Annotated in this window: 19 protein-coding genes, 2 pseudogenes and 1 riboswitch; of the genes and pseudogenes, 9 read left to right on the forward strand and 12 right to left on the reverse strand. The window is 67.2% G+C overall.

From position 1 onward, the window contains the following. Position 1 precedes the first annotated feature (1 nt). Positions 2 to 140, reverse strand: a riboswitch (cobalamin riboswitch). A gap of 160 nt (positions 141 to 300) precedes the next feature. Both OVA21_RS17040 and OVA21_RS17045 read left to right on the forward strand, forming a co-directional pair. Next, positions 301 to 717, forward strand: a complete 417-nt coding sequence (locus OVA21_RS17040) for a carboxymuconolactone decarboxylase family protein (RefSeq protein ID WP_063972530.1) — start codon at positions 301 to 303, stop codon at positions 715 to 717. A gap of 87 nt (positions 718 to 804) precedes the next feature. Next, positions 805 to 2,439, forward strand: a complete 1,635-nt coding sequence (locus OVA21_RS17045; RefSeq protein WP_007631572.1) for a long-chain fatty acid--CoA ligase — start codon at positions 805 to 807, stop codon at positions 2,437 to 2,439. A gap of 314 nt (positions 2,440 to 2,753) precedes the next feature. Here OVA21_RS17045 and OVA21_RS17050 read toward each other — a convergent pair whose 3' ends face one another. From OVA21_RS17050 to OVA21_RS17060, 3 genes are all read right to left on the reverse strand, one after another. Continuing rightward, positions 2,754 to 4,121 (reverse strand): cytochrome P450, encoded by a 1,368-nt coding sequence (locus OVA21_RS17050; protein WP_063972481.1) that lies wholly within the window; start codon positions 4,119 to 4,121, stop codon positions 2,754 to 2,756. A 150-nt stretch (positions 4,122 to 4,271) separates the two neighbouring features. Next, positions 4,272 to 5,909, reverse strand: a complete 1,638-nt coding sequence (locus OVA21_RS17055; RefSeq protein WP_096906537.1) for an acyl-CoA dehydrogenase family protein — start codon at positions 5,907 to 5,909, stop codon at positions 4,272 to 4,274. Between the two features lie 44 nt (positions 5,910 to 5,953). Continuing rightward, positions 5,954 to 6,778: an acyl-CoA thioesterase gene (locus OVA21_RS17060; RefSeq protein WP_069390058.1), complete on the reverse strand. Its 825-nt coding sequence runs from the start codon at positions 6,776 to 6,778 to the stop codon at positions 5,954 to 5,956. Positions 6,779 to 7,028: 250 nt separating this feature from the next. Here OVA21_RS17060 and OVA21_RS17065 point away from each other — a divergent pair, with 250 nt between their 5' ends. From OVA21_RS17065 to OVA21_RS17075, 3 genes and pseudogenes are all read left to right on the forward strand, one after another. Further along, positions 7,029 to 7,784 (forward strand): hypothetical protein, encoded by a 756-nt coding sequence (locus tag OVA21_RS17065; protein WP_268092930.1) that lies wholly within the window; start codon positions 7,029 to 7,031, stop codon positions 7,782 to 7,784. Positions 7,785 to 7,834: 50 nt separating this feature from the next. Beyond that, the gene (locus OVA21_RS17070; RefSeq protein WP_069390056.1) at positions 7,835 to 9,187 is read left to right on the forward strand and encodes an alpha/beta hydrolase domain-containing protein; all 1,353 of its coding nucleotides are present in this window, start codon (positions 7,835 to 7,837) and stop codon (positions 9,185 to 9,187) included. A gap of 167 nt (positions 9,188 to 9,354) precedes the next feature. Beyond that, a pseudogene (locus OVA21_RS17075) lies at positions 9,355 to 9,831 on the forward strand (recombinase family protein); the annotation flags it as partial. Positions 9,832 to 9,875: 44 nt separating this feature from the next. On the opposite strand, the gene OVA21_RS17080 reads toward OVA21_RS17075, so the two are convergent. Next, on the reverse strand, positions 9,876 to 11,231 hold the full coding sequence (locus tag OVA21_RS17080) for an IS256 family transposase (protein ID WP_069388925.1): 1,356 nt from the start codon (positions 11,229 to 11,231) through the stop codon (positions 9,876 to 9,878). 403 nt (positions 11,232 to 11,634) lie between these two features. Between OVA21_RS17080 and OVA21_RS17085 the strand changes: the two genes are divergently transcribed. The 3 genes from OVA21_RS17085 to OVA21_RS17095 all read left to right on the forward strand — a co-directional run bounded on the left by OVA21_RS17085 (position 11,635) and on the right by OVA21_RS17095 (position 14,156). Then, on the forward strand, positions 11,635 to 11,961 hold the full coding sequence (locus OVA21_RS17085) for a hypothetical protein (RefSeq protein WP_069390049.1): 327 nt from the start codon (positions 11,635 to 11,637) through the stop codon (positions 11,959 to 11,961). A gap of 238 nt (positions 11,962 to 12,199) precedes the next feature. Then, entirely contained in the window at positions 12,200 to 13,354 is a 1,155-nt protein-coding gene (locus OVA21_RS17090) for an ATP-binding protein (protein WP_069390048.1), read from the forward strand. Between the two features lie 532 nt (positions 13,355 to 13,886). Further along, a complete protein-coding gene (locus OVA21_RS17095; protein ID WP_069390047.1) occupies positions 13,887 to 14,156 on the forward strand; it encodes a hypothetical protein in 270 nt (89 codons plus the stop codon). Positions 14,157 to 14,380: 224 nt separating this feature from the next. Here the strand turns inward: OVA21_RS17095 and OVA21_RS17100 are convergent. After that, a pseudogene (locus OVA21_RS17100) lies at positions 14,381 to 15,079 on the reverse strand (IS3 family transposase); the annotation flags it as partial. 49 nt (positions 15,080 to 15,128) lie between these two features. On the opposite strand from OVA21_RS17100, the gene OVA21_RS17105 reads away from it, so the two are divergent. Beyond that, positions 15,129 to 16,484 (forward strand): IS256 family transposase, encoded by a 1,356-nt coding sequence (locus OVA21_RS17105; RefSeq protein WP_216824170.1) that lies wholly within the window; start codon positions 15,129 to 15,131, stop codon positions 16,482 to 16,484. Between the two features lie 20 nt (positions 16,485 to 16,504). Here OVA21_RS17105 and OVA21_RS17110 read toward each other — a convergent pair whose 3' ends face one another. The 7 genes from OVA21_RS17110 to OVA21_RS17140 form a co-directional block, all read right to left on the reverse strand. After that, entirely contained in the window at positions 16,505 to 16,810 is a 306-nt protein-coding gene (locus OVA21_RS17110) for a hypothetical protein (protein ID WP_254050569.1), read from the reverse strand. Next, positions 16,807 to 17,097 carry a transposase gene (locus OVA21_RS17115; protein WP_007631225.1) on the reverse strand — a complete coding sequence of 97 codons (291 nt, stop codon included), beginning with the start codon at positions 17,095 to 17,097 and terminating at the stop codon, positions 16,807 to 16,809. The genes OVA21_RS17110 and OVA21_RS17115 overlap by 4 nt, the downstream gene beginning before the upstream one ends. A gap of 406 nt (positions 17,098 to 17,503) precedes the next feature. Further along, positions 17,504 to 17,848: a MaoC/PaaZ C-terminal domain-containing protein gene (locus OVA21_RS17120; protein WP_227022447.1), complete on the reverse strand. Its 345-nt coding sequence runs from the start codon at positions 17,846 to 17,848 to the stop codon at positions 17,504 to 17,506. Continuing rightward, positions 17,845 to 17,988: a hypothetical protein gene (locus OVA21_RS17125; protein ID WP_227022446.1), complete on the reverse strand. Its 144-nt coding sequence runs from the start codon at positions 17,986 to 17,988 to the stop codon at positions 17,845 to 17,847. Before OVA21_RS17125 ends, OVA21_RS17120 begins: the two co-directional genes overlap by 4 nt. Beyond that, a complete protein-coding gene (locus tag OVA21_RS17130; RefSeq protein WP_069388662.1) occupies positions 17,985 to 19,148 on the reverse strand; it encodes an acyl-CoA dehydrogenase family protein in 1,164 nt (387 codons plus the stop codon). The genes OVA21_RS17125 and OVA21_RS17130 overlap by 4 nt, the downstream gene beginning before the upstream one ends. A 23-nt stretch (positions 19,149 to 19,171) precedes the next feature. Beyond that, positions 19,172 to 19,969: an enoyl-CoA hydratase/isomerase family protein gene (locus tag OVA21_RS17135; protein ID WP_096906540.1), complete on the reverse strand. Its 798-nt coding sequence runs from the start codon at positions 19,967 to 19,969 to the stop codon at positions 19,172 to 19,174. Next, on the reverse strand, positions 19,966 to 21,639 hold the full coding sequence (locus OVA21_RS17140; RefSeq protein ID WP_096906541.1) for a long-chain-fatty-acid--CoA ligase: 1,674 nt from the start codon (positions 21,637 to 21,639) through the stop codon (positions 19,966 to 19,968). The genes OVA21_RS17135 and OVA21_RS17140 overlap by 4 nt, the downstream gene beginning before the upstream one ends. Between the last annotated feature and the right edge of the window lie 28 nt (positions 21,640 to 21,667).

The following is a 21,667-nucleotide window of genomic DNA, read 5'->3' on the forward strand; positions in this document are numbered from 1 at the left end:
TACGGCTGCCGCGGAACCGGCCGACCTGGCTCGCCCGTCCTGAGACGGGATCACAGTTGCGGGACAGCGTCGGATTCGCACCGACTTCCGCCGAGTTGCCGCGGGGTCCGACGCTGGTGGCCGGACCCGTCGAGGGTATCCCACCCGTCGTCGCGTCCGCCCATCCCATACATCCGCTGTCGCCCCTGTCCGAGCCGTCCCCGCGCCTGGCCGGGGCGGGGCGAGGTCACGCGGAGCTGGTGACGACGGTCGGGGAGGATGGATCGCGATACCTGTCGGCAGTGGGAGAGGACCGTGGAGATGACGACGACGACGAGTTCTGCAGGCGAGGGGCCTTCGGCCGCGGATCTGCGCGAGCAGGGTTTCGCGACCAGGCGCGAGGTGATGAGCGACGACTTCGTCGACCGGGCCATGGACCGGGCTGTCGGGACGGAGTCGGAGGCGATCCAGCACGTGGTCGCAGAGAACGTGTGGGGCAACATCTGGAACCGGCCCGGGTTGGACCGACGGGATCGCAGCCTGCTTAATATCGGGATGCTCGTGGCACTGCGCGCGGACGCCGAGCCGGCGGGGCATGTACGCGGCGGGTTGACCAACGGGTTGACCCGCGAGGAGATCACCGAGGCGGTCATCCACGCCTCGGAGTACTGCGGCGCGCCGGCGGCCCTCGCGGCGACGAGGACCGTCCAGACCGTCTTCGACGACCTCGACGGGTGATCGCCCACACGGCCCAAGGACGTCATGGACGTCAGGTAGTCTCGACACGAGAGTGACAGACGCCACCCCTCGATCAAGGAGCCCCTCATGAAGAGCACGATGATGCCGGAGCAGTTGAACATCAGCACGATCCTGCAGTTCGGTGCGACCGTCCACTCCGATGCGGTCGTCACCACCTGGACCGATCAGGGACCACGGAAGATCACCTACGGCGATCTGGGCAAGCACGCCGCGCAGCTGGCCAACGCGCTGCGTTCCCTGGGGGTCGACGGTGACCAGCGGGTCGCCACATTCCAGTGGAACAACTCCGAGCACTTGGAGGCCTACCTCGCGATCCCGTCCATGGGCGCCGTGCTGCATCCGCTGAACATCCGGCTGTTCCCGGACCAGCTCGAGTTCGTGGCCAACCACGCAGAGGACAAGGTCGTGATCGTCGACCCGAGCCTCGTCCCGCTCCTGCAGCCGCTCCTGCCCCGGTTCTCGACGGTCGAGCACGTCATCGTCACCGGTGGGGGCGCCGCGAACCTCGAGGCTCCCGAGGGCATCCAGGTGCACGACTACGACGCGCTCCTCGCCGCCCAGCCCACCGAGTTCGATTGGCCGGAGGTCGACGAGAACTCCGGCGCCGCGATGGCCTACACCTCGGGCACCACCGGCGACCCGAAGGGCGTCGTCTACTCGCACCGGTCGATCTACCTCCACTCGATGCAGGTGTGCATGTCCGACGGCATGGACATCTCGCTCGACGACAACGTGCTGGCGATCGTGCCGATGTTCCACGCCATGTCGTGGGGCCTGCCGTACGCCGCGTTCATGGTGGGCGCCTCGCTGCTCATGCCGGAGCGTTTCCTACAGCCCGAGCCGCTGGCCGCGATGATCGCCTCCGAGCGTCCGACGCTGGCCGCCGCCGTCCCCACGATCTGGCAGGCAGTGGACGCGTACAGCGTGGACCACCCCATCGACATGTCGAGCTTCCGTGCGGTCGTCGTGGGCGGCAGCTCGTGCCCGCCGGAGCTGATCCGCAAGTTCCGGGACAAATACGGGATCAACATCGTCCACGCGTGGGGCATGACCGAGACCTCGCCCATCGGCACCCTGTCCCGCCCGAAGGCCTCCCTGCCGGAGGAGAAGCAGTTCGAGCTCCGCATGACGCAGGGCCGACTCATCGCCGGCGTGAAGGCCCGTATCGTCGACGATTCCGGCCAGGCCCTGCCATGGGACGGCGAGTCCGTCGGCGAGCTGGAGGTCCGCGGCCCGTGGATCACCGGCAGTTACTACAAGGTGGACGCCTCGGACTCCTTCGACGACGGCTGGCTGCGCACCGGCGACGTGGGGTATATCAAGCCCGAGGCGTTCCTGCAGCTCACCGACCGCGCGAAGGACATCATCAAGTCCGGTGGCGAGTGGATCTCGTCCGTCGAGGTGGAGAACTACCTCCTCGAGCACCCGTCCGTGGCGGAGGCCGCCGTGATCGGTGTCCCCGACCCCAAGTGGGACGAGCGGCCGCTGGCCACCATCGTCGTCAAGGACGGTGTGCCCGACCCGAGCGTCGAGGAGCTGCGCGATCACCTGGCCGAACGGATGGCCAAGTGGCAGGTGCCCGAGAAGTTCGCGTTCGTCCACGAGATCCCCAAGACCTCCGTCGGCAAGCTCGACAAGAAGCGCATCCGCGTCTCGCATTCCGACGGCGAACTCACCGTGGTGAACGCCCTGGAGAACTAGGCAGGCGGAAGGTCGAACGCGGGAACGCGTCGTCGGCCAGCGGAGGGCCCGGGATTGCGGTATGACCGCCCCCGGGCCCTGCTTCTGCGCTACTGGCTGCTCGGTGCCAACCGTCCCGCCGGCCGCCACGCCGGCCGCCACGCTGGCCGCCGCCACGCTGGCCGCCGCCACGCTGGCCGTCCCGCCGGCCGACACGCTGGCCGTCCCGCCCCCCCGCCGTCGCGGCATCATCGCCGAGCAGAGGATTTCGCTCAGACCCACTCGGGCGATACAGGCGAAATCCTCTGGACGGCGGAGGCGGGGCGGGCGGCGGGTCAGTTCGCGGCGACGCGTGCCAGCGGCCGGAGCGAGACGGGCAGTCCGTCCGCGGGGTAGGGCAGCGAGTCGTTCTTCATGGGCGGCACGTAGGCCAGCGGGACCGACCACTCGAAGTGGCGTAGCAGCGCGCTGAGCACCAGCTTGGACTCGAGGTTGGCGAAGATTATGCCGAGGCACTTGTGCACCCCGCCGCCGAACGGCTCCCACGCGAAGCGGTGCGACTTGTCCTCCCGCCGCTCGTCGGAGAAGCGTTCGGGGTCGAAGATCTCCGGGTCCGTCCAGTACTCGGGCATGTGGTGCGAGTACAGCGGCATGATCGAGGTGAGTCGTCCGACCGGGATCTCCACGCCCAGGATCTCGGTGTCCTTGACCGCCTTGCGCGCCATCACCGGCACCGGCGGGTGCAGGCGTAGCGACTCCTTCATCACCAACGCCAGATCGGGCAGCTCCTCCAGCTCGGCCATGGTGGGGTTCGGACCCAGGTCCTGGCACTGGCGGCGGAGCCGCTCCTGCCACTGGACGTCGCGGCCGAGCTCGTAGACCATCGACGTCACCGTGCTCGTGGTGGTGTCGTGCGCGGCCATGAGCAGGAAGATCATCTGGTTGATGATGTCGTCGTCGTCGATCCCGCCGGAGGCGTCCGCCACCTGGCACAGGGCGGAGAACAGGTCCTCTCCCGGGTTGGCGCGCCGGGCCGGCAGGTGGCGGCGCAGGAACTCCTCGAGCAGCCGGCGCCCCCGCGCCGCTCGGCCCCACTTGGTGAACGGCACCGCGGTGGAACGGACATAGCCGTTCGCGGCCTGGACGCAGTCGACGAACGCTGTGTTGACCTTGTCGAGCTCCCCGGGCGCGGCGTATTCGGCGCCACCCATGAACACCTCGGTCGCCAGGTCGAGGGTGTGCGTCTTGAGCGCGGGATAGATCTGGAACGCCCGGTCCGGGCCCCAGGCGCCGATGCCCTCGTCGACCAGCGGGGCGAGCCCGCGGGTGTAGCCCTCGAGCCGGGGACGGGTGAACGCCTCCTGCATGATGTGCCGGTAGTGGTGGTGCTCCTCGAAGTCGAGCAGCATCAGCCCGCGGTTGAAGAACGGCCCCACCAGGTATCCCCAACCGGGGCCGCTGGCGAACGCCTTGTCCGCGTTCTGCAGGGCGGCCTGGCAGGCGTCGGGGCCGATCAGGGCGGTCCACGTGGCGCCGAGGAAGTTCAGGTCGGAGACGGGGCCGTGATCGCGATAGCGGCGGGCCATGGTCGCCAGCGGGCTGTGGACGTATTCGAGCGTGCCGCCGAGGATCGGCAGCTTGGAGCGCAGTGGGGCCGGGCCGGGTCGGTAGACCCTCTCCCGCGGATCACCAGGGATGGACATCAGGCACCTCGTTGTCGGGTGACCCCAGTGTGTGACAGCCGTCACTAGTTGTCACTCGATTACCGAAACCGGCGGTGTCGTTTCTTTCACCCGGCCCGGCCAGCCGGCAGTCCCGCCGGCCGTGACACCGCCGGCCGGCCGCCCCCCGACTCAGGCTCGGGCGACCAGCGCGTCGATGTCCACGCCGTCGGGCAGAGCGCCGTACTCGGCCGAGCGGTCGTCGCCGAGCCGGGCCAGGCAGAACGCCTCCGCGACCGGGGCCGGTGCGTGGGCCAGCAGGACCGCGCCCTGCTGGGCCAGCGCCATCGCCTCCACCAGGCGGCGGGCGATCCCGGGGGCGGCGCCCGGGTCGGCGGCCGCGCGGCCGATCAGCGCGCGCACCCGCTCGACGTGCCGGTCGTACAGCTCGTGACCGCCCAGCTGCGCGGCCAGTTCGGCGTCGAACGCGGCCACGGACTCCGGTTCGCGGGCCATCGCGCGCAGCACGTCGAGCGCGATGACGTTGCCCGAGCCCTCCCACACCGCGAGGACCGGCTGCTCCCGGTAGCGGCGGGCGAGCGGGAACGACTCGGTGTACCCGTTGCCGCCGAGGCACTCCAGCGATTCGTAGGCGTGGTTCGGCCCGCGCTTGCAGATCCAGTACTTGGCGACCGCGGTGGCGAGCCGGCGGTAAGGGGCGAACTCCTCGTCGTCGTAGGCCGAGGCCAGACGCAGCGCGGTCCACGTCGCGGCCTCCGCCTCGAGCTGCAGGTCCGCCAGGACCGCGGCCATCGCGGGCTGGTCCACCAGCGTCGCGCCGAACGCGGCCCGGTGCCGGGCGTGCCACGCCGCCTCGGCCACGCCCTGGCGCATGCCCGCCGCCGCGCCGAGCACGCAGTCCAGGCGGGTCCGGCCGACCATCTCGATGATCGTGCGCACCCCGCGGCCGGGTTCGCCGACCATCCAGCCGAGCGTGCCGTCGAACTCCACCTCCGAGGACGCGTTGGACTTGTTGCCCAGCTTGTCCTTGAGACGCTGCACGAGGAACGGGTTCTGCTCGCCGCCGGGCAGGACCCGCGGGACGAGGAAGCAGCTCAGGCCGGCCGGCGCCTGCGCCAGGACGAGGAACGCGTCCGACTGCGGGGCCGAGCAGAACCACTTGTGCCCGCGCAGGACGTGGCAGTCACCGTCACCGACGGGCTCGGCGGTGGTGGTGTTGGCGCGGACGTCCGAGCCGCCTTGCTTCTCGGTCATGGCCATCCCGAACAGCACGCCCGACTTGGTGGCGGGGTCGCGCAGCTCAGGGTCGTACACCGTCGACAGCAGCGCCGGCTCCCACTCGGCGGCCAGCTCGGGGCTCAACCGCAGCGACGGGACCACCGCGTGCGTCATCGACAGCGGGCACCCGTGGCCGGCCTCGATCTGCGACACCAGCATGAACCCCACGGCCCGCTCGACGTTCGCCCCCGGCCCCGGGTCGGCCCACGCCGAGGTGTGCAGCCCGCGGGACACCGAGTACTCCATGATCCGGTGGTAGGCGGGGTGGAACTCGATCTCGTCGACCCGGTTGCCCCACCGGTCGTGCGCGCGGTGCACCGGCGTGAGGGTGTTGGCCAGCTCCGCGTCGTGTTGGTACTGCTCGGTGCCCACGTGGCGGCCGATCTCGTGGAACCTCTCGACGCGGGCGTGCGGCGAGAACACCGCGACGGCCTCCTGTAGTGCCGGGTTGAGGGCGTACTCGTCCACGTCCACGCGGGGCGGCGCCTGGTTGAGGACCACGTGGGTACTGCGGTGTCGGGTCGAGGACATGGGTGCTCCCCTCTAGTTCTTGAGATGCTCAGTTCTTGAAATACTCAGTTCTTGAAATACATAAGCTGCGTGCCCGTGGCGAGCAGCGTGCCGTCGCGGCTCCACAGGCGCGCGGCCTCGTCGTGGTAGTTGCCGTGGAACCGGTGCGAGTGCACGCTGCCGAGCAGGAAGTCCGTGCCCTGGGCGGCGATCTCGTCGGCGGTGGCCAGGAAGTGGATCGTCAACGTCACCGTGCCCGCCGGGACCGGCCGACCGAGCCGGAGGAACGACCTCGGGAAGAACGAATCACACAGGGACGCCAGTGCGAGATGGTCGAGTCCGCGGGGCTGGACGTCGCGGATCCACATCGTCGTCGTCGACTCCGGTTGCTCCTCACCGGAGGCCACGTCGTCCCACCCGCCGGTGACGAACCGCATGTCGTAGTTGTCGACCCACCGCACGCCGCGGTCCGACGCCGCGGCGGTGAGCTCCTCCGGCGCGGGGACGGCCGGCGGGGCGGTCTCGGTCTCCGACCACGTCTCGCGGCGCAGGCCGGTGATCGCGGTGGCGGTGGTGACGACCTCGTCGCCCTGGCGCATCTCCACCCACCAGTGCTGGTTGGAGCGGTTGGTGCGGGCGGGGCGGGCCTCGATCTGGAACTCGCCCTCGGCGACGGGCCCGGCGTAGTTGAGGGTCAGCGCGAGCGGGTCGCCGTGCTTGTCGGGGTGCTGCAGGATCGCGCCCAGCATGGTGGCCGCGGTGATGCCGCCGAACGGCCCCACCATGTTGGCCCACGCGGCGTGGGTGCGGCCGCGGAAGCGGTTCTCGCCGATCGGTTCCAGCGCGACGGCCTCGTCGAACACGTGGGTGGGGGCGTCCTGACCGGTCACGGGACCTCCTGTGGGGCGAGGGGATGGGCGCGGGGGTGGGCGCGAGGATGGGCGCGGGCTCACCGTACCGAGGAGAGGGGCGACGACGACGAGGAACGCCCGCCACCGGGGATCGTCCGGCTTTTCTCGGGGTTACGAGGCAGCGGCCGCGCAGGTGGGGCGGGTGAAACCCGTTGACGCCCTTGACGACGTTTATATAGTAAAGATGACCTCACAATGGGTGTGGCTCCGAGCGTGCAGGAGACGCGCGATGACCGGACTGCCCAAGTTCGCCGCCTCGAGAACGCTGATCGCTGCCGTGGCGGCGCTCGCCGCCGTGCTCGTGGTGGCGTTCGGCGTGGTGGCGCTGGTCCGTCCCGGAGGCGACCGCTCGGAACCGGTGGCCACCGACGCCACGACGTCCTCCCCCGAGACCTCTCCCTCGTCGCCCCGCATGTCGCGGCTGGCACCGCGCTCGTCGGCGCCCGAGGTCACCGGAATGCTCGAGGTGTCGGGCCCCGCGTGCGACGCCCCGGTGATCAACTCCGACCTGTTGTACCCGAACAGTGCCGCGCGGATCATCGACTGCGAGTCCGGGTGGGCGGTCATGGCCAGCGCGGTGTCGGGCGACCCCTACTGGGTCGCGTACTCGGACGGCAGGTGGCGCAGGGTCGGGAGGATATCGATCTACGCGGGAACCTGCTCGGACGAGGCGATCGCCCGGGGCGCCCCGGCGTGGATGGCGAGCAAGCACCTGGGGGACTGCTCGTCACGGGGCCGGAGCGGCCCGCCGGCGCTGGGGGCGGCGACGGTCGCGTCCACGCCCACGCCTCGCGCGACGACCGTGTCCCCGGCCGCGACCTCCCCGACTCGCACGAGTACGCGGACCGCGTCGCCGTCGGAGGAGTCGACGTCATCTCCGGCCAGCACCACGCGGACCACTGCCACCACGCCGGCGTCCTCCACGCCCACCCAGGTGCCGACATCCACCTCGCCGGGCAATGACGCGGCCGCGGACGGCGGGTAGCGACGCGAAAGGGATCCGGATCGGGCGTCGGTCGGGAGAGAATCTGGATCATGCAGCCAGTCCAGACGCCGACGTTCGCCGAACTCACCGAGGGGCGGATCGCCCCGCCCATGGCCGCCCGCCCGGGCCCGGACCTCGCGGCGGCGGGGTTCACGGAGTCGGAGTGGGCGGCGGCCGGTGAGGCGGTGTCCTACTCGGTCGGCGAACTGCCCACCGACGGGCGCATCCAGCTGGCTCAGGCCGATTCGGAGCCGTTCGCCACCCGGGTGCTGGTCCGCCGCCCCGACGCCGCCCGGTTCAGCGGCGTGGTGCTGGTGGAGTGGCTCAATGTCAGCGGCGGCCAGGACGCCGCGCCGGAGTACACCTACCTCGCCGACGAGATCGTCCGCGCCGGCCACGCGTGGGTCGGGGTGTCGGCGCAGTTCATCGGCGTGGAGGGTGGCGACGCCGCCGTAGGGATGGGCGGGCAGACCGTCGGCCTGCGGGCGCAGCGGGCCGAGCGCTACGGCGAGCTCCGCCACCCGGGGGACGCGTACTCGTACGACATCGTGACCCAGGTGGGCCGGTTCTGCCGCGAGGCGCGCGACGACGGCCCGCTGGCCGGGCTGGTGCCGGATACGGTGCTCGCGATCGGGGAGTCGCAGTCGGCGATCGCCCTGACCTCCTACATCGACGGTGTGCACCCGCTGGTCGGCGTGTTCGACGGGTTCCTGCTGCACAGCCGTGGTGGGGGCGCGCTGCCGTTCGACGACCGGGGCTGCGCGGCCGGCATCGCCACCGCCGTCCGCTCGTCCACCATGCTCCTGCGCGACGATCTCGACACCCCCGTGCTGGTCGTCCAGGCCGAAGGTGACCTGGGCGGGTTGCTCGACTCGGCCCGCTCGCGCCAGCCCGATTCGGAGAACGTGGTGACCTGGGAGATCGCAGGCCAGGCGCACGCGGACGCCTACCAGTTGGGCGAGCTGGCGGGCCTGGTCGACTGCGGGGGCGCCATCAACAGTGGCCAGCAGGTGTTCGTGGTGCGGGCCGCGTTGCGTCACCTGGTGTCGTGGGTGGCTGGCGGGGCGCGCCCGCCTGCCGCGCCGCCGGTCGAGCTCGACGACGAGGAGGTGGTCCCCGGCGATCTGGGCATCGGCCGGGGTGGCGTGCGGACCCCGGCCGTGGAGGCGCCGGTCGAGAGATTGGTCGGTGCGCCGTACCCGCAGTCCGCGCCGTTCTGCATGCTCCTCGGTCGCACGGAGGAGGTGGCCGAGGAGCAGTTGCGTCAGCGGTGGTCGGGCCGCGAGGAGTACCTGCGCGCCTATGAGGAGGCCACGGACCGGCTCATCGCGGAGGGCTTCCTGCTGGCCGACGACCGCGCGGAGATTCTCGCCGACGCCCGCCCGGAGCGCATCAGCTGGTGAGCGCGGGCTGGCTGGGGGCGCATCTGTTCCGATGAAGTACACCCGTGCGGGACGACGGGCGATCCGACATCGCCGCTGTGTCGCAGGGTCGGATTTGTCAGTTATGAATCGTCGTCCCGTGGGGTCTGGTATCTATTGATACAGATTCCGGGCGAAAGGGTCTTCCGATGGCTGAACGGATCGGGACGTTGCTCAACCGTTCTGGTGACGGTGGCCAGGAGGTGCTCATCGTCAGCCGCGGGAGCGTGCGGACTCGGTTCCGTCGCCGGGACGAGTTGGGTTGGAACTTTCGGGTGGAGTCGACGGACTCGGAGAACGTCATCGAGCGGAACCCGAAGCGAAAGCCAAGGACGGACCCGAAGTCGGATCCGGTTCGCCGGGTGTCGCGTCCGCGTGGGCAGCGGGTGGCGTATGTGCGGGTGTCGGCCGCTGATCAGAATGAGGCGCGTCAGCTCGAGTCGGTGGGGGAGTGCGACCGGGTTTACGTCGAGAAACAGTCGGCTCGATCGCGAGCGGATCGCGTGAAGCTCGAAGAGTGCATCAGGTACCTACGAGATGGTGACGAGCTGGTTGTCGCGTCGATGGACAGGCTTGCCCGTTCCCTGGTGGATCTCAAGCAGATCGTTGGTGAAATCACCGCGAAGGAGCTTGTCAAGATAATTGTGTGAGTTTTGGTTAGTGATGTCTGTCACATGTGGGGGTCGAAGCGTTCCGGGTAGGCCAGTGCGAGTTCGGCCAGTGCGGCTCGCCAACCGTGGATGGTGGCGCCTTCGACGAGTCTGGGGATCGATTTCCGGGGGCCTGCGTGGCCGTCTGCTCGGCGTTGAGCGTCCTTGGCGCGTTCTCGGTCTCGTCGGTCCTCGATGTTGCGTATGGCTAGCCATAGCAGCTTGATCGCGGCGGCATCGCTGGGGAAGTGCCCGCGGTTCTTGGTGATCTTGCGCAGCTGGTAGTTCAGCGACTCGATCGAGTTCGTGGTGTAGATCAGCTTGCGTGTGGCTGGGCCGAAGGCCAGGAACGGGATGAACCGCTCCCAGGCGGCCTCCCACGACCTGACGGCGGTGGGGTACTTGGCGCCCAGCGGCGATTCGGCGAAGGCCTCCAGTGCGGCTCTGGCGGCCTCGGCGTTGGCGGCGGTGTAGATCGGCTTGAGTGCCTTGGCCACGTTCTTGCGGTCGCTGTAGGACACGAACCGCATCGAGGCCCGGATCAGGTGCACCACGCAGGTCTGCACCTCGGCGAAAGGCCAGGTCGCGGCAATCGCCTCGGACAGTCCGGTCAGCCCGTCGCAGGCCACGATCAGGACGTCTTTGACGCCGCGATTGGCCAGTTCGGCGCACACGCTGGCCCAGAACGCCGCGCCTTCCTTGGCCTGCACCCAGATGCCGAGCACGTGCTTGACGCCCTCAAGATCGACCCCGACCGCGATGTGGGCAGCGCGGGTCTTCACGTGGGCTCCATCGCGGATCTTGATGTGGATCGCGTCCAGGAACACCACCGGGTAGAACGCCTCCAACGGGCGGTGCTGCCAGGCGGCGACTTCGTCCAGGACCGCGTCGGTGACGTTGGCGATGGACTCGTGCGACAGCTCCACCCCCAGCGTCCGCGCGAGGTGGTGCTCGATCTCCCGGACGGTCATCCCGCCGGCGTACAGCGAGATGATCTGGTCCTCCAGCCCGCCGAGCCGGCGGGCGCCCTTCGGGACGAGCTGGGAGGCGAACGAGCCCTGCCGATCGCGGGGCTGATCCAGCTCCACCGGGCCGACCTCGGTGGCCACGGTCTTGCGCGAAGTGCCGTTGCGGTGGTTTCCGTCCCCGCCACGGGCGTGGGCATCGCGGCCCAGATGCTCGGTCAGCTCGGCGCCCATGCCCCGCTCAAGGACGGCCTTGAGCATCTCGTTCAAAAAGCCGTCCTTGCCAGTCAACTCCAACCCTCGCGAACGGGTCTCGGCGAGTACGTGATCAATCAGCGCATCCGAGAACACCTCCCGGCGAAGCCCAGCAGCATCTGATACATCCGTAGCGTCGTGGTCGTCAACAGCCATAGCGTTCATGATTCCTCCTCCGGCTCAACTCACACAGACCATCTGACACGCCCGCCGACCCTTATCAAGGCCTGGCGCCAGCCAGACTCGGAGAACATCCTCTTCTACGTCCTCGTCGCTGTCGGAGCAACAATCACGCTCCTGACCATCTCGGTATGGACTCTCCAAGCGTGGGCATTCGCTGTCTATCAACTCAGCATCTGTGTGGTAATCGTTGCCGTCATCGCAGCAAAACGAACCACATGGCGATCTCCTCCGCTTGGCACGAAATGATGTAGGCCTCCGGAGTCCCGCTATCGCCGCGTGGTGAGGGGAAGCACTACTTGCCATAAGGTCCGGACGTCGGCGGGCGGAGGGGCCGCAAGGGTCCTGCACCAATAGCGGTGCGCTTGGATGAGGTGGCATGGAAGAGGAACTGGAATCGATATACGGATCGGGTGACTACAGGCGGGTGATCCGGTTTTTCCCTGACTATGGTCGCGACCACCCGTTGTGGGAGAGCGGAACCGACAAGTACGGAATGGACCCGGAGGATTACGGCCTGTCGAAGTCGCTGGGTCAGCGCTTGGCGCTGTGGATGGCGCACTGGGAGGCCAACTTCGTTCCCGAAACGGGGTGGAAGTCGGAGCAGGCAGCCGAGGACTCGAGACGTGTGGGCGACTCGCTGTTGGCAGAGCTGCGTGTGGAAGTCTCCGACTTCGCCGACGTGCGTGACGAACGGTGGTGTTGACGGCTCCGGTAGTGACAGGTGCGGGGGAGTTGCCTCGGTGAACGAGACTGCCTCGTCCAAGTGCGCTCAGAGTCGCTACCTGTCATGGTCAGCAGTGCTCGGCGCTCGAGACATGCTGGTGTGGGTTCTGGCGCGGCTGAGTGCTGGGTCCGGGGTTCTGCGGGTCGGACTTCAATCGAAACCTAGGTGGTTATAGCGATTTCTGTATATGTAGCTAGATTTCGGTATAGTTCGTCTCATGGATCCTGCTCGTAACCCGTATACGCCTGGTTCCGGTCGTCGGCCTCACTCGTTGCAGGGCCGGGACCGGGAGGTTGAGGCGTTCGACTTGTTGGTGGCGCGGGCGAAGGCGCGGCGTTACGACCGCGGCATGATTCTCAGCGGGCTCCGGGGCGTAGGTAAGACGGCGCTGCTGAACCATCTGCGGGCGCATGCTGAGCACCATGGTTGGTTCACCGTCCGGTTGGAGGCGCAGAACTCAGAATCGGGTGCACGAGTCAATCACAAGCAGTTGGCGACGGGGCTGCGTCACGGACTGCGCAAGTTCAGCACCAAGCACGCACTGAAGCAGGCGGCTGAAGGCGTGATGGGCCTGATCGAGGGCTCGTCACTGTCGGTGGGCGGTGTCTCGGTCGGGGCACCGACGCCGCGATCGGCCGAGGACACGCTGTTCGACGTCGAGGAAATCGTCGAGGCCGCCAGCGAGATGGTCCGGTCCAAGGGTGTGGCATTGGCGGTGTTCGTCGACGAGATGCAAGACCTCGAGGCAGACCTGACCGCGGCGTTGATCGTGACGCAACATCGGGCAAGCCAGGAAGGGTGGCCGTTCTATGTTATCGGCGCGGGGCTGCCCAACCTGCCGGCGTTCCTGGCGGACTCACGCTCGTATGCAGAGCGCTTGTTCCTCTACTGCAAGATCGGCCCCCTCGATGATGCCGCGGCGCGGCAGGCTTTGGTCGATCCAGCGGAGTCAGTCGGGGGCCGGTACAGCCCCGAGGCTCTGGATGAGCTCGCTGCCGCCGCTGAGGGCTATCCGTACTTTCTTCAAGAGTTCGGGTCGGCGATGTGGGAGGTGGCCGCCGGAACGCCGTTCCAGCTCGAAGACGCCGAGCTGGCCATCGAGGCTGGGACCGCACTGTTGGACCGGGGGTTCTTTCCCTCCCGCTGGGATCGGGCGACGCCGGCGGAACGAAAGTATCTGCGGGCTATCGCCGCCACGGGTGAGACCGCGCCCAAGACGTCGTCGTTGTCGATCGCCCAGACCACAGCCGGACCGTTGCGCGCCGCGGCGATCCGCAAGGGCATCGTCTACTCGCCTGAGCATGGGCGGATCAGCTTCACGGTGCCGGGCATGGCGGCGTTCATCGCCAGGCAGATCGACACCGACGAGTAAGCCGGCCCGGCGAAGCTGGTTCCAGTGCAGAGTGTCGGGCCCGCCGGCGACACCAAGGTCGTAAAGACATGGAACAGTTCATCGACGCGCTTGTTGGGGGCGAGATCAAGCTTCCGCCACACTTCGATCGCAGAAGACCTCCACATCTCGATGCGAGCACCTCTTAGACCATCCAGTTCCGAGGTCGCATCAGACCGTCCCACAACCAAGGAACTGGGACGGTCGGTTGTGTGCGGAAAGTGTTCTGTCGATCAGCGGGGCAGGCGGTGACCTAAGCCGACATGCTGAGACTGCAACGTGAGGTATGACAACATCGGCTCGTAGCCCATGATTAGGGGATGGGATAGCGATGTTCACGCGGTATGGCGTAGGCGTTTGCGCTTGCTTTGCAGGAGTTGCACTCCTGGCAGGGTGTGGCCGCGACGGTTCGTCCGGCCCGTCGTCGACAGAGGCGACGCCGGTCGAGAGCGCGCCCTTTTCAACGGCCCGGGAACTCGCGATCCCTGAGGCGGTGATCGTTTGTCAGCCGGGGATGGTTGACACCACCGCGACTGTCGCCGATGTTCCCGAATGGCCGGGGCCATTGCCGTCGGAGTTTATGGAGCCGAGCTTTCCGTCGGGGTCGTGCGGAACGCTGACCGGACAGGAGGCGAGGTTCGCCTACGAGGCGGCCGTCGAGCATCCGGCCGCTCTTTTGGAGGAAGGGCGACTGGATGAGGGCGGGGATCTGGTCGACACCGCGGATGCGTTATGGGCGCTCGAGGGTGTTGTCGCCTGGCTTGCTGTCGAACCCCAATGGTGAGACTTGACTCCGCCGCTTGCTGCTCGCTTGCAGAATCTCCCCGGCGGTCTGGCGCCGATTCCCGTCGCTGATTGCCATATGCCTTGGCGGGATACTCTCGACTGATGCGTGTCTCGCCGGATGGAACCTTCCATGGCCTGTGTGCGTCGCACCTGTGCCGTGCGGCGTGCCGGGTTCCGGCGGACCCGGGCCTGTGTGGTTCCCCCCGAATCGTGGAGGGTTTCCTAGGCGGCTTCCGGTTCGGTCGCCGCGGCGGTCTCGTAGCTGATCGGGCTCACCATTCCGATCGTGCTGTGTCGTCGGTCGTGGTTGTAGAACCCGTAGCACCAGTCCAACACAGCGGCCCGGGCGGCGCGGGTGTTTTCGAAGGTGTGTTGCGACAAAACTTCCCATTCCAGCGAGCTGAAAAATGCTTCGGCGGCAGCATTGTCGAAGCACGATCCGACCCGCCCCATCGATTGGCGAATACCGAGGTCTTGGCATAGTTTCGTGAACGCGTGAGCGGTATAGGTGCTGCCCCGATCGGTGTGAAATATGGCTCGTTTCGACGGGTCCTCACGCCACCCAGACTGGTGGACCTCCTCGATACCGCCGCGGGTCGCCACGGCCATGTTGATCGCCGCGCAGGCGAGTTCGGCGTCCGGGTGCAGACCGGTGGCAGCACCAAGCAATCTACGACTGTAGAGGTCGATCACAGTGGCCAGATATAGCTTCTCACCGGGCCGACCGTTGGCGTCAACGGTGGGGATCTCGGTCATGTCGCCGACCCACCGGGCGTTCGGCCTGTCGGCGGTGAAGTCCCGCTTGAGCAGGTCGGGGAACTTCGGGGCCGTCTTGTCCTGCCTGGTCAGACCGTTGCGGCGTCTGATGCGGCGTGCGACGAGGCCCTGGCGGCGCATCGAGTCGGCCACGGTCTTCTGGGCGTGTCAGATGGTCTGTGTGAGTTGATCCGGAGGAGGAATCATGAACGCTATGGCTGTTGACGACCACGACGCTACGGATGTATCAGATGCTGCTGGGCTTCGCCGGGAGGTGTTCTCGGATGCGCTGATTGATCACGTACTCGCCGAGACCCGTTCGCGAGGGTTGGAGTTGACTGGCAAGGACGGCTTTTTGAACGAGATGCTCAAGGCCGTCCTTGAGCGGGGCATGGGCGCCGAGCTGACCGAGCATCTGGGCCGCGATGCCCACGCCCGTGGCGGGGACGGAAACCACCGCAACGGCACTTCGCGCAAGACCGTGGCCACCGAGGTCGGCCCGGTGGAGCTGGATCAGCCCCGCGATCGGCAGGGCTCGTTCGCCTCCCAGCTCGTCCCGAAGGGCGCCCGCCGGCTCGGCGGGCTGGAGGACCAGATCATCTCGCTGTACGCCGGCGGAATGACCGTCCGGGAGATCGAGCACCACCTCGCGCGGACCCTGGGGGTGGAGCTGTCGCACGAGTCCATCGCCAACGTCACCGACGCGGTCCTGGACGAAGTCGCCGCCTGGCAGCACCGCCCGTTGGAGGCGTTCTACCCGGTGGTGTTCCTGGACGCGATCCACATCAAGATCCGCGATGGAGCCCACGTGAAGACCCGCGCTGCCCACATCGCGGTCGGGGTCGATCTTGAGGGCGTCAAGCACGTGCTCGGCATCTGGGTGCAGGCCAAGGAAGGCGCGGCGTTCTGGGCCAGCGTGTGCGCCGAACTGGCCAATCGCGGCGTCAAAGACGTCCTGATCGTGGCCTGCGACGGGTTGACCGGACTGTCCGAGGCGATTGCCGCGACCTGGCCTTTCGCCGAGGTGCAGACCTGCGTGGTGCACCTGATCCGGGCCTCGATGCGGTTCGTGTCCTACAGCGACCGCAAGAACGTGGCCAAGGCACTCAAGCCGATCTACACCGCCGCCAACGCCGAGGCCGCCAGAGCCGCACTGGAGGCCTTCGCCGAATCGCCGCTGGGCGCCAAGTACCCCACCGCCGTCAGGTCGTGGGAGGCCGCCTGGGAGCGGTTCATCCCGTTCCTGGCCTTCGGCCCAGCCACACGCAAGCTGATCTACACCACGAACTCGATCGAGTCGCTGAACTACCAGCTGCGCAAGATCACCAAGAACCGCGGGCACTTCCCCAGCGATGCCGCCGCGATCAAGCTGCTATGGCTAGCCATACGCAACATCGAGGACCGACGAGACCGAGAACGCGCCAAGGACGCTCAACGCCGAGCAGACGGCCACGCAGGCCCCCGGAAATCGATCCCCAGACTCGTCGAAGGCGCCACCATCCACGGTTGGCGAGCCGCACTGGCCGAACTCGCACTGGCCTACCCGGAACGCTTCGACCCCCACATATGACAGACATCACTAACCAAAACTCACACAATTATCTTGACAGGCTCGGTCTTCTCGCTGACCTGCCAGCCCTCGTCACGAAGGTCGAAGTACAGGCGAGGGGATCCATGCCGGCCCTTTGCGGCGGTGAACGCCTTCGCGACCGCCTGGTCGACGACCTCGCGGCGGCGGTCACGCTCGGTGTGCAGACCGCTGGCCGCCTCCGGCCCGGTGGCCCGCTTGAGCCACTTGTAGAACCACGCCAGCGACACGCCCAGCAGGGCGCACACCAGAGTGTGTGGCACTCGGTAGTTGGTCCTCTGGTCGGCGATGAAACGTGCCACGCTCACTTCGTCGCCTCCTTGACCCACAGGACCACGGATCGCTTGAGGACATCACGCTCCATCTTCAGCTCCGCGTTCTCTGCTCGCAGCCGCTTGAGCTCCTCGATGTCGCCCCTGGACAGGCCTTCTGTGCCCTCCCGAGCTTCCTTAGCCTGATTGACCCAATTGCCCAGGGTGCCCGCGTTGACCCCAAGGTCTCGGGCGATCTGGGCGATCGGCTTCCCGGTCTCATCGACGATCCGGACCGCTCCCTCACGGAACTCCCGGTCGTACTTCTGGCGCTTCTCTGGCATCGCTTCCCCTTATAGCTGATCCCTCTACGGATCCGGGGGAACCTCACCCGTCGAGGACCCTTCGATAGTCTGACCCGCCACCCTGTCCGAAAGGAACGCCGGCAACCCTCGCCACAGGCACCGCCGCAAAGCGCCCGAAGATCCCCGCCAGTTACCGGTGGAAGTCACAGACAATTCGCGAATGCAACAACTGTCCCAAAATTGATCGTTAGCGGACGCGCCCGATCCGTCGAATAGGGGATGCCGCGCCGAAGGACGAGGTTTTAGGACGGGGGCCTGACTACTCTGCAGCCGCCGTCGTGAGGTGGGGTCGCCGCGTCCCAAACTGACTTGCGGATCCGAGATGAAGGTCGCTTCGTCGATGTAGGTGCGGGACCGTTCTTTTGGATGACGTCCTGGCCGTGTGTCAGTTGAAGCCTCCGGACGGTGTCGCGACCTGTTCTCTCCGCCAAATGACGATGGTCAGTTCGGCGTAGAGGACGGTGTGGTCGTCCTGATCGGTCAGCCGCATCTCCATCTTCACTCGTCCGCGTGTTCCGTCGAGAGTGATCTCGGCAATCCGGACGGTTCCAGTGAGAACGTTCCCGGGTCGGACGGGCGCCGGGAACCGGACCCGGTCGAATCCGAGCCCGGCGATCACTGCCCATTGGTTGAGCACTGTTTGTGTGAGCAGCCGTTGAGCGATGGCGATGGTGTGTACCCCGCTGGCGATGAGTCCGCGGAAGTGTCCCTTGGTTGGCGGCTTCCTCATCGATGAAACGATTGTGCGTCCCAGTGGGTGGCGAAATCGACCAGTTCGGCCTTGGAGACGGTGTGATCTCCCAGTTTGTGGATCTGGCCCGGGGTGAAGTCTTCGGCGTAGACGGACGGGCTCGGGGGCGTGGCGTTCACAGCGACCTGGCTACGAGCAGCTTCATGATCTCGTTGGTGCCGCCGTAGATCCGCTGCACGCGGGAGGCGGTGTACATCTGGGCGATGGGGTATTCCATCATGTAGCCGTAGCCACCGAACAGCTGTAGGCACTTGTCCACCACGCGGCACTGCATGTCGGTGGCCCACATCTTGATCATCGAGGCGCCGGCGGCGTCGAGGGTGCCGTCGATCTGGCGGCGGATGCCGTCGTCGATCATCGCCTTGCCGGCGTAGACGTCGGCCTTGCACTCGGCTAGTACGAACTGGGTGTTCTGGAAGTCCAGGAGTTTCTTGCCGAACGCATCGCGCTCTTTGACGTACCGGATGGTCTCGATCACTGCGGCCTCCGCCACTGCTACGCCGGCGACTCCGATGATGAGTCGCTCCCGCGGTAGCTGGGTCATGAGTTCGGCGAAGCCGGAGCCCTCCTCGCCGAGGATGTTCTCCACCGGTACCCGCATGTCGTCAAAGAAGAGTTCGCGGGTGTCCCATCCGTGCATGCCGATCTTCTCGAGGACGGCGCCGCGGGAGAAGCCCGCGACGTTATTGTCGACCTCGGCGACTAGTAGGGAGATGCCCTTGCCGCCGGCCGCTGGATCGGTCTTGGCCACGATGACAACCAAGTCGCAGTGGGTGCCGTTGGAGATGAAGGTCTTGGCGCCGTTGACCAGGTAGTGGTCGCCGTCGCGGATCGCTGTGGTCTTGACGTTCTGCAGGTCTGAGCCGGTACCGGGTTCGGTCATGGCGACGGCCACCACTTTCTCGCCGGAGGCGAGCCCGGGTAGCCAGCGGCGCTTTTGCTCCTCGGTCCCGTAGGCGTTGATGTAGTGGCTGACGATCGTGGAGTGCACGGTGAAGCCGAACGCGCTGTCGTGCGCGTACGCCAGTTCTTGGGCCACTACAGCCTCGTGGCCGAAGTCGCCTCCCCCGCCGCCGTCCTCGTCGGCGATGTCGGTGAGCAGTAGGCCTGCCGCCCCGGCTCTGTTCCAGAGTTCGCGGTCGACGTGGCCCTGCCGGGCCCAGTCCGCCTGGCGGGGGGTGACTTCTTGGGCGAAGAACGCGCGGGCGTGGTCCCGTAGCAACTCGTGGGACTCGGTTTGCCAGGTGGGGCGGTGGTCGGGGAACAGGGTGGTGGTCATGATCTTGTCCTTGTCGGGCCAGGTTAGCGGCCGGTGAAGTTCGGTGAACGCTTGGCCAGGAAGGCGGCCTGGCCCTCGTGGCTGTCGTCTGAGGCGAGCGCGTAGACGAAGTTGCGCTTTTCGTGCTCAAGCCCTGCGGTTATCGACCCGGTCTGCGCGGCCAGGGCGGCGTCTTTGGCCAGGGCCACGGCCAGCGGTGAGTTGGCCGAGATCCGCTGCGCCAGGGCGATCGCCTGTTCGACGACCTCGTCGTCGTCGACCACCTTTCCCACCAGGCCGAGGTTGGCGGCTTCGGTCCCGGTGGCAAGGTCACCGCTGAGTAGCAGTGCCATGGAGCGAGGTTTGCCTAGCGCCCGGATGAGTCGTTGGGTGCCGCCGCCGCCGGGGATGACGCCGAGCTTGACCTCGGGCAATCCCAGGCGGGCACCCTGGCCGGCGATGCTGGTGTCGCAGGCCAGGACGAGTTCGAGCCCGCCCCCCAGGGCCAGGCCCTCGACGGCTGCGATCACCGGTTTGGGGAAGTTTTCCAGGTCGGCCCATAGGGTCCCCCCGGAGGCCCGCCGGTGCCCGATCAACGGATCGGCGCGCAGGGCGTCGAACGCGGTGATGTCTGCTCCGGCGCAGAACACGCCGCCCGCGCCGGCCAGGACTATGGCGCGCACGGAGTCATCGGTCCGCAGCTCGGCGAGGTGCTTGTTCAAGGCGTCGAACACCGCGGCGTTCAGTGCATTCCGGGCCTCGGGTCGGTTGATGCGCAGGATCGCGACGGCGCCGCGTCGTTCGCTGAGGACCACGTCATCGTGTCCGTTCTGGCCGCTCATTCCTCGGCTCCCCGGTAGAGATCGGCGTGGTCGGTGCGCAGCGTCTTCTTGTCCAGCTTGCCGACGCTGGTGCGCGGCAGCGCGTCGGCGAAGATGACGATGTCGGGCAGTTGCCACTTGGCGAACTTGTCTTCCAACACGGCGTGGATGTCGTCGACGCCGAGATCGGCGCCGTCTTCCTGGACGACGATCGCAACCGGGCGCTCTTGCCACTTGGGGTGCTCGATCCCCACCACTGCGGCTTCGCGGACCTGTGGGTGGGCGACGATCGCATTTTCCATGTCGATCGAGGAGATCCATTCGCCGCCGCTCTTGACCACGTCCTTGATGCGGTCGGTCAGCTTGAGGTAACCGTCGGAGCGGATCGTGCCGGCATCGCCGCTGCGCCACCAACCGTCGGCGAACGCGTCGCCCTTGTCCTCCATCTTGTGGTACCGCTCGATGATCCACGGGCCACGCATGAGCACCTCGCCCTGGGAGACACCGTCGTGGGGTAGTTCGGTTCCGTCCGGTCCGACGACCTTAATGTCGATCCCGTTGACCAGCAGACCCTGGGCCCGCTTGAGATCCCACTTCTCGTCCTCGCTGAGCACGTCCCGCAGCGTGTGCTTCAGGCCTGCGTTGACGGTGACCAGCGGAGTGGTCTCCGTGGCGCCGTAGGCGTGGATGATGTCAGCACCGGTGAGGTCATGGAAGCCGCGCATGAGCGTCAGCGACGGTTCGGTCGCCCCGGACAGCAGACGGGCGCGGCTGAAGTCCGGGCGTGTCTTGAGTGTCCGGATGTAGTCGAGCATCGGCTCGAAGATGGCGGGGGCACCGTTGGCCACGGTGACGGACTCGGAGATCATCGCGTCAACCAGCGCAGAGGTGTCCTCGGCCGTATACCGCCCGGGCAGCACCACCTTCGCGGCCGAGTAGATGGCCGACTGCGGCAGTCCCCAGCCCTGGCCGTGGAACATCGGGGTGATGATCATGACGGTGTCGTCGTCACCCATCTTCAACTGCGCTGCCTCGGAGAGGGTGTGGAGGTAGATCCCGCGATGGGAGTAGTACACGCCCTTGGGGCGGCCGGTGGTGCCGGTGGTGTAGCACGCGCTGTACGCCGAGGTCTCGTCGATCATTGGCCAGTCGAAGCCCGGTTCCGCGGCCGTCAGCGCGTCTTCCCAGTGGACGACCCCGGGCAGGGTGGTGGAGATCTCCGAGAGTGGTTTGTCCGTCATGACCACCCACGTCTTCACCCCGACACCCTGCTCGACCAGCGCCTCAGCCACGGGCAGTAGGGACTCGTCGACCAGCACGATCGAGGCTTCGGCGTGGTCGGTGACATATGCCAGGTCCACCGGGGCGAGGCGCAGGTTCATCTGCAGCATCACCGATGCGATACCGGGAATCGCCCAGTACAGCTCCATATGGCGTTTAGAGTTCCAATCCAGGATTCCCACCACCGTTCCGGGCCCGGCACCCAGCCCGGTCAGCGCGTGGGCTGACTTCCCGACCCGCTCGAACATGTCGGCGTAGGTGTAGCGGTCCCAGCCCCCGTCGACGGTGCGAAATACGATCTCCTGCTCGGGGTAGGTCCGGGTGGAGTGCCGCAGCAGGGTCGTGGTGTTGAGCTGATAACTGTCACCGTGTGTCGACGGCAGACCGGTGACGATGGGGTGGGACGTCATGGTGGTGCTCCTCAGTGGGGCTGGGACG

Source organism: Dietzia sp. SL131, assembly GCF_026672565.1.
GTDB lineage: Bacteria > Actinomycetota > Actinomycetes > Mycobacteriales > Mycobacteriaceae > Dietzia > Dietzia kunjamensis.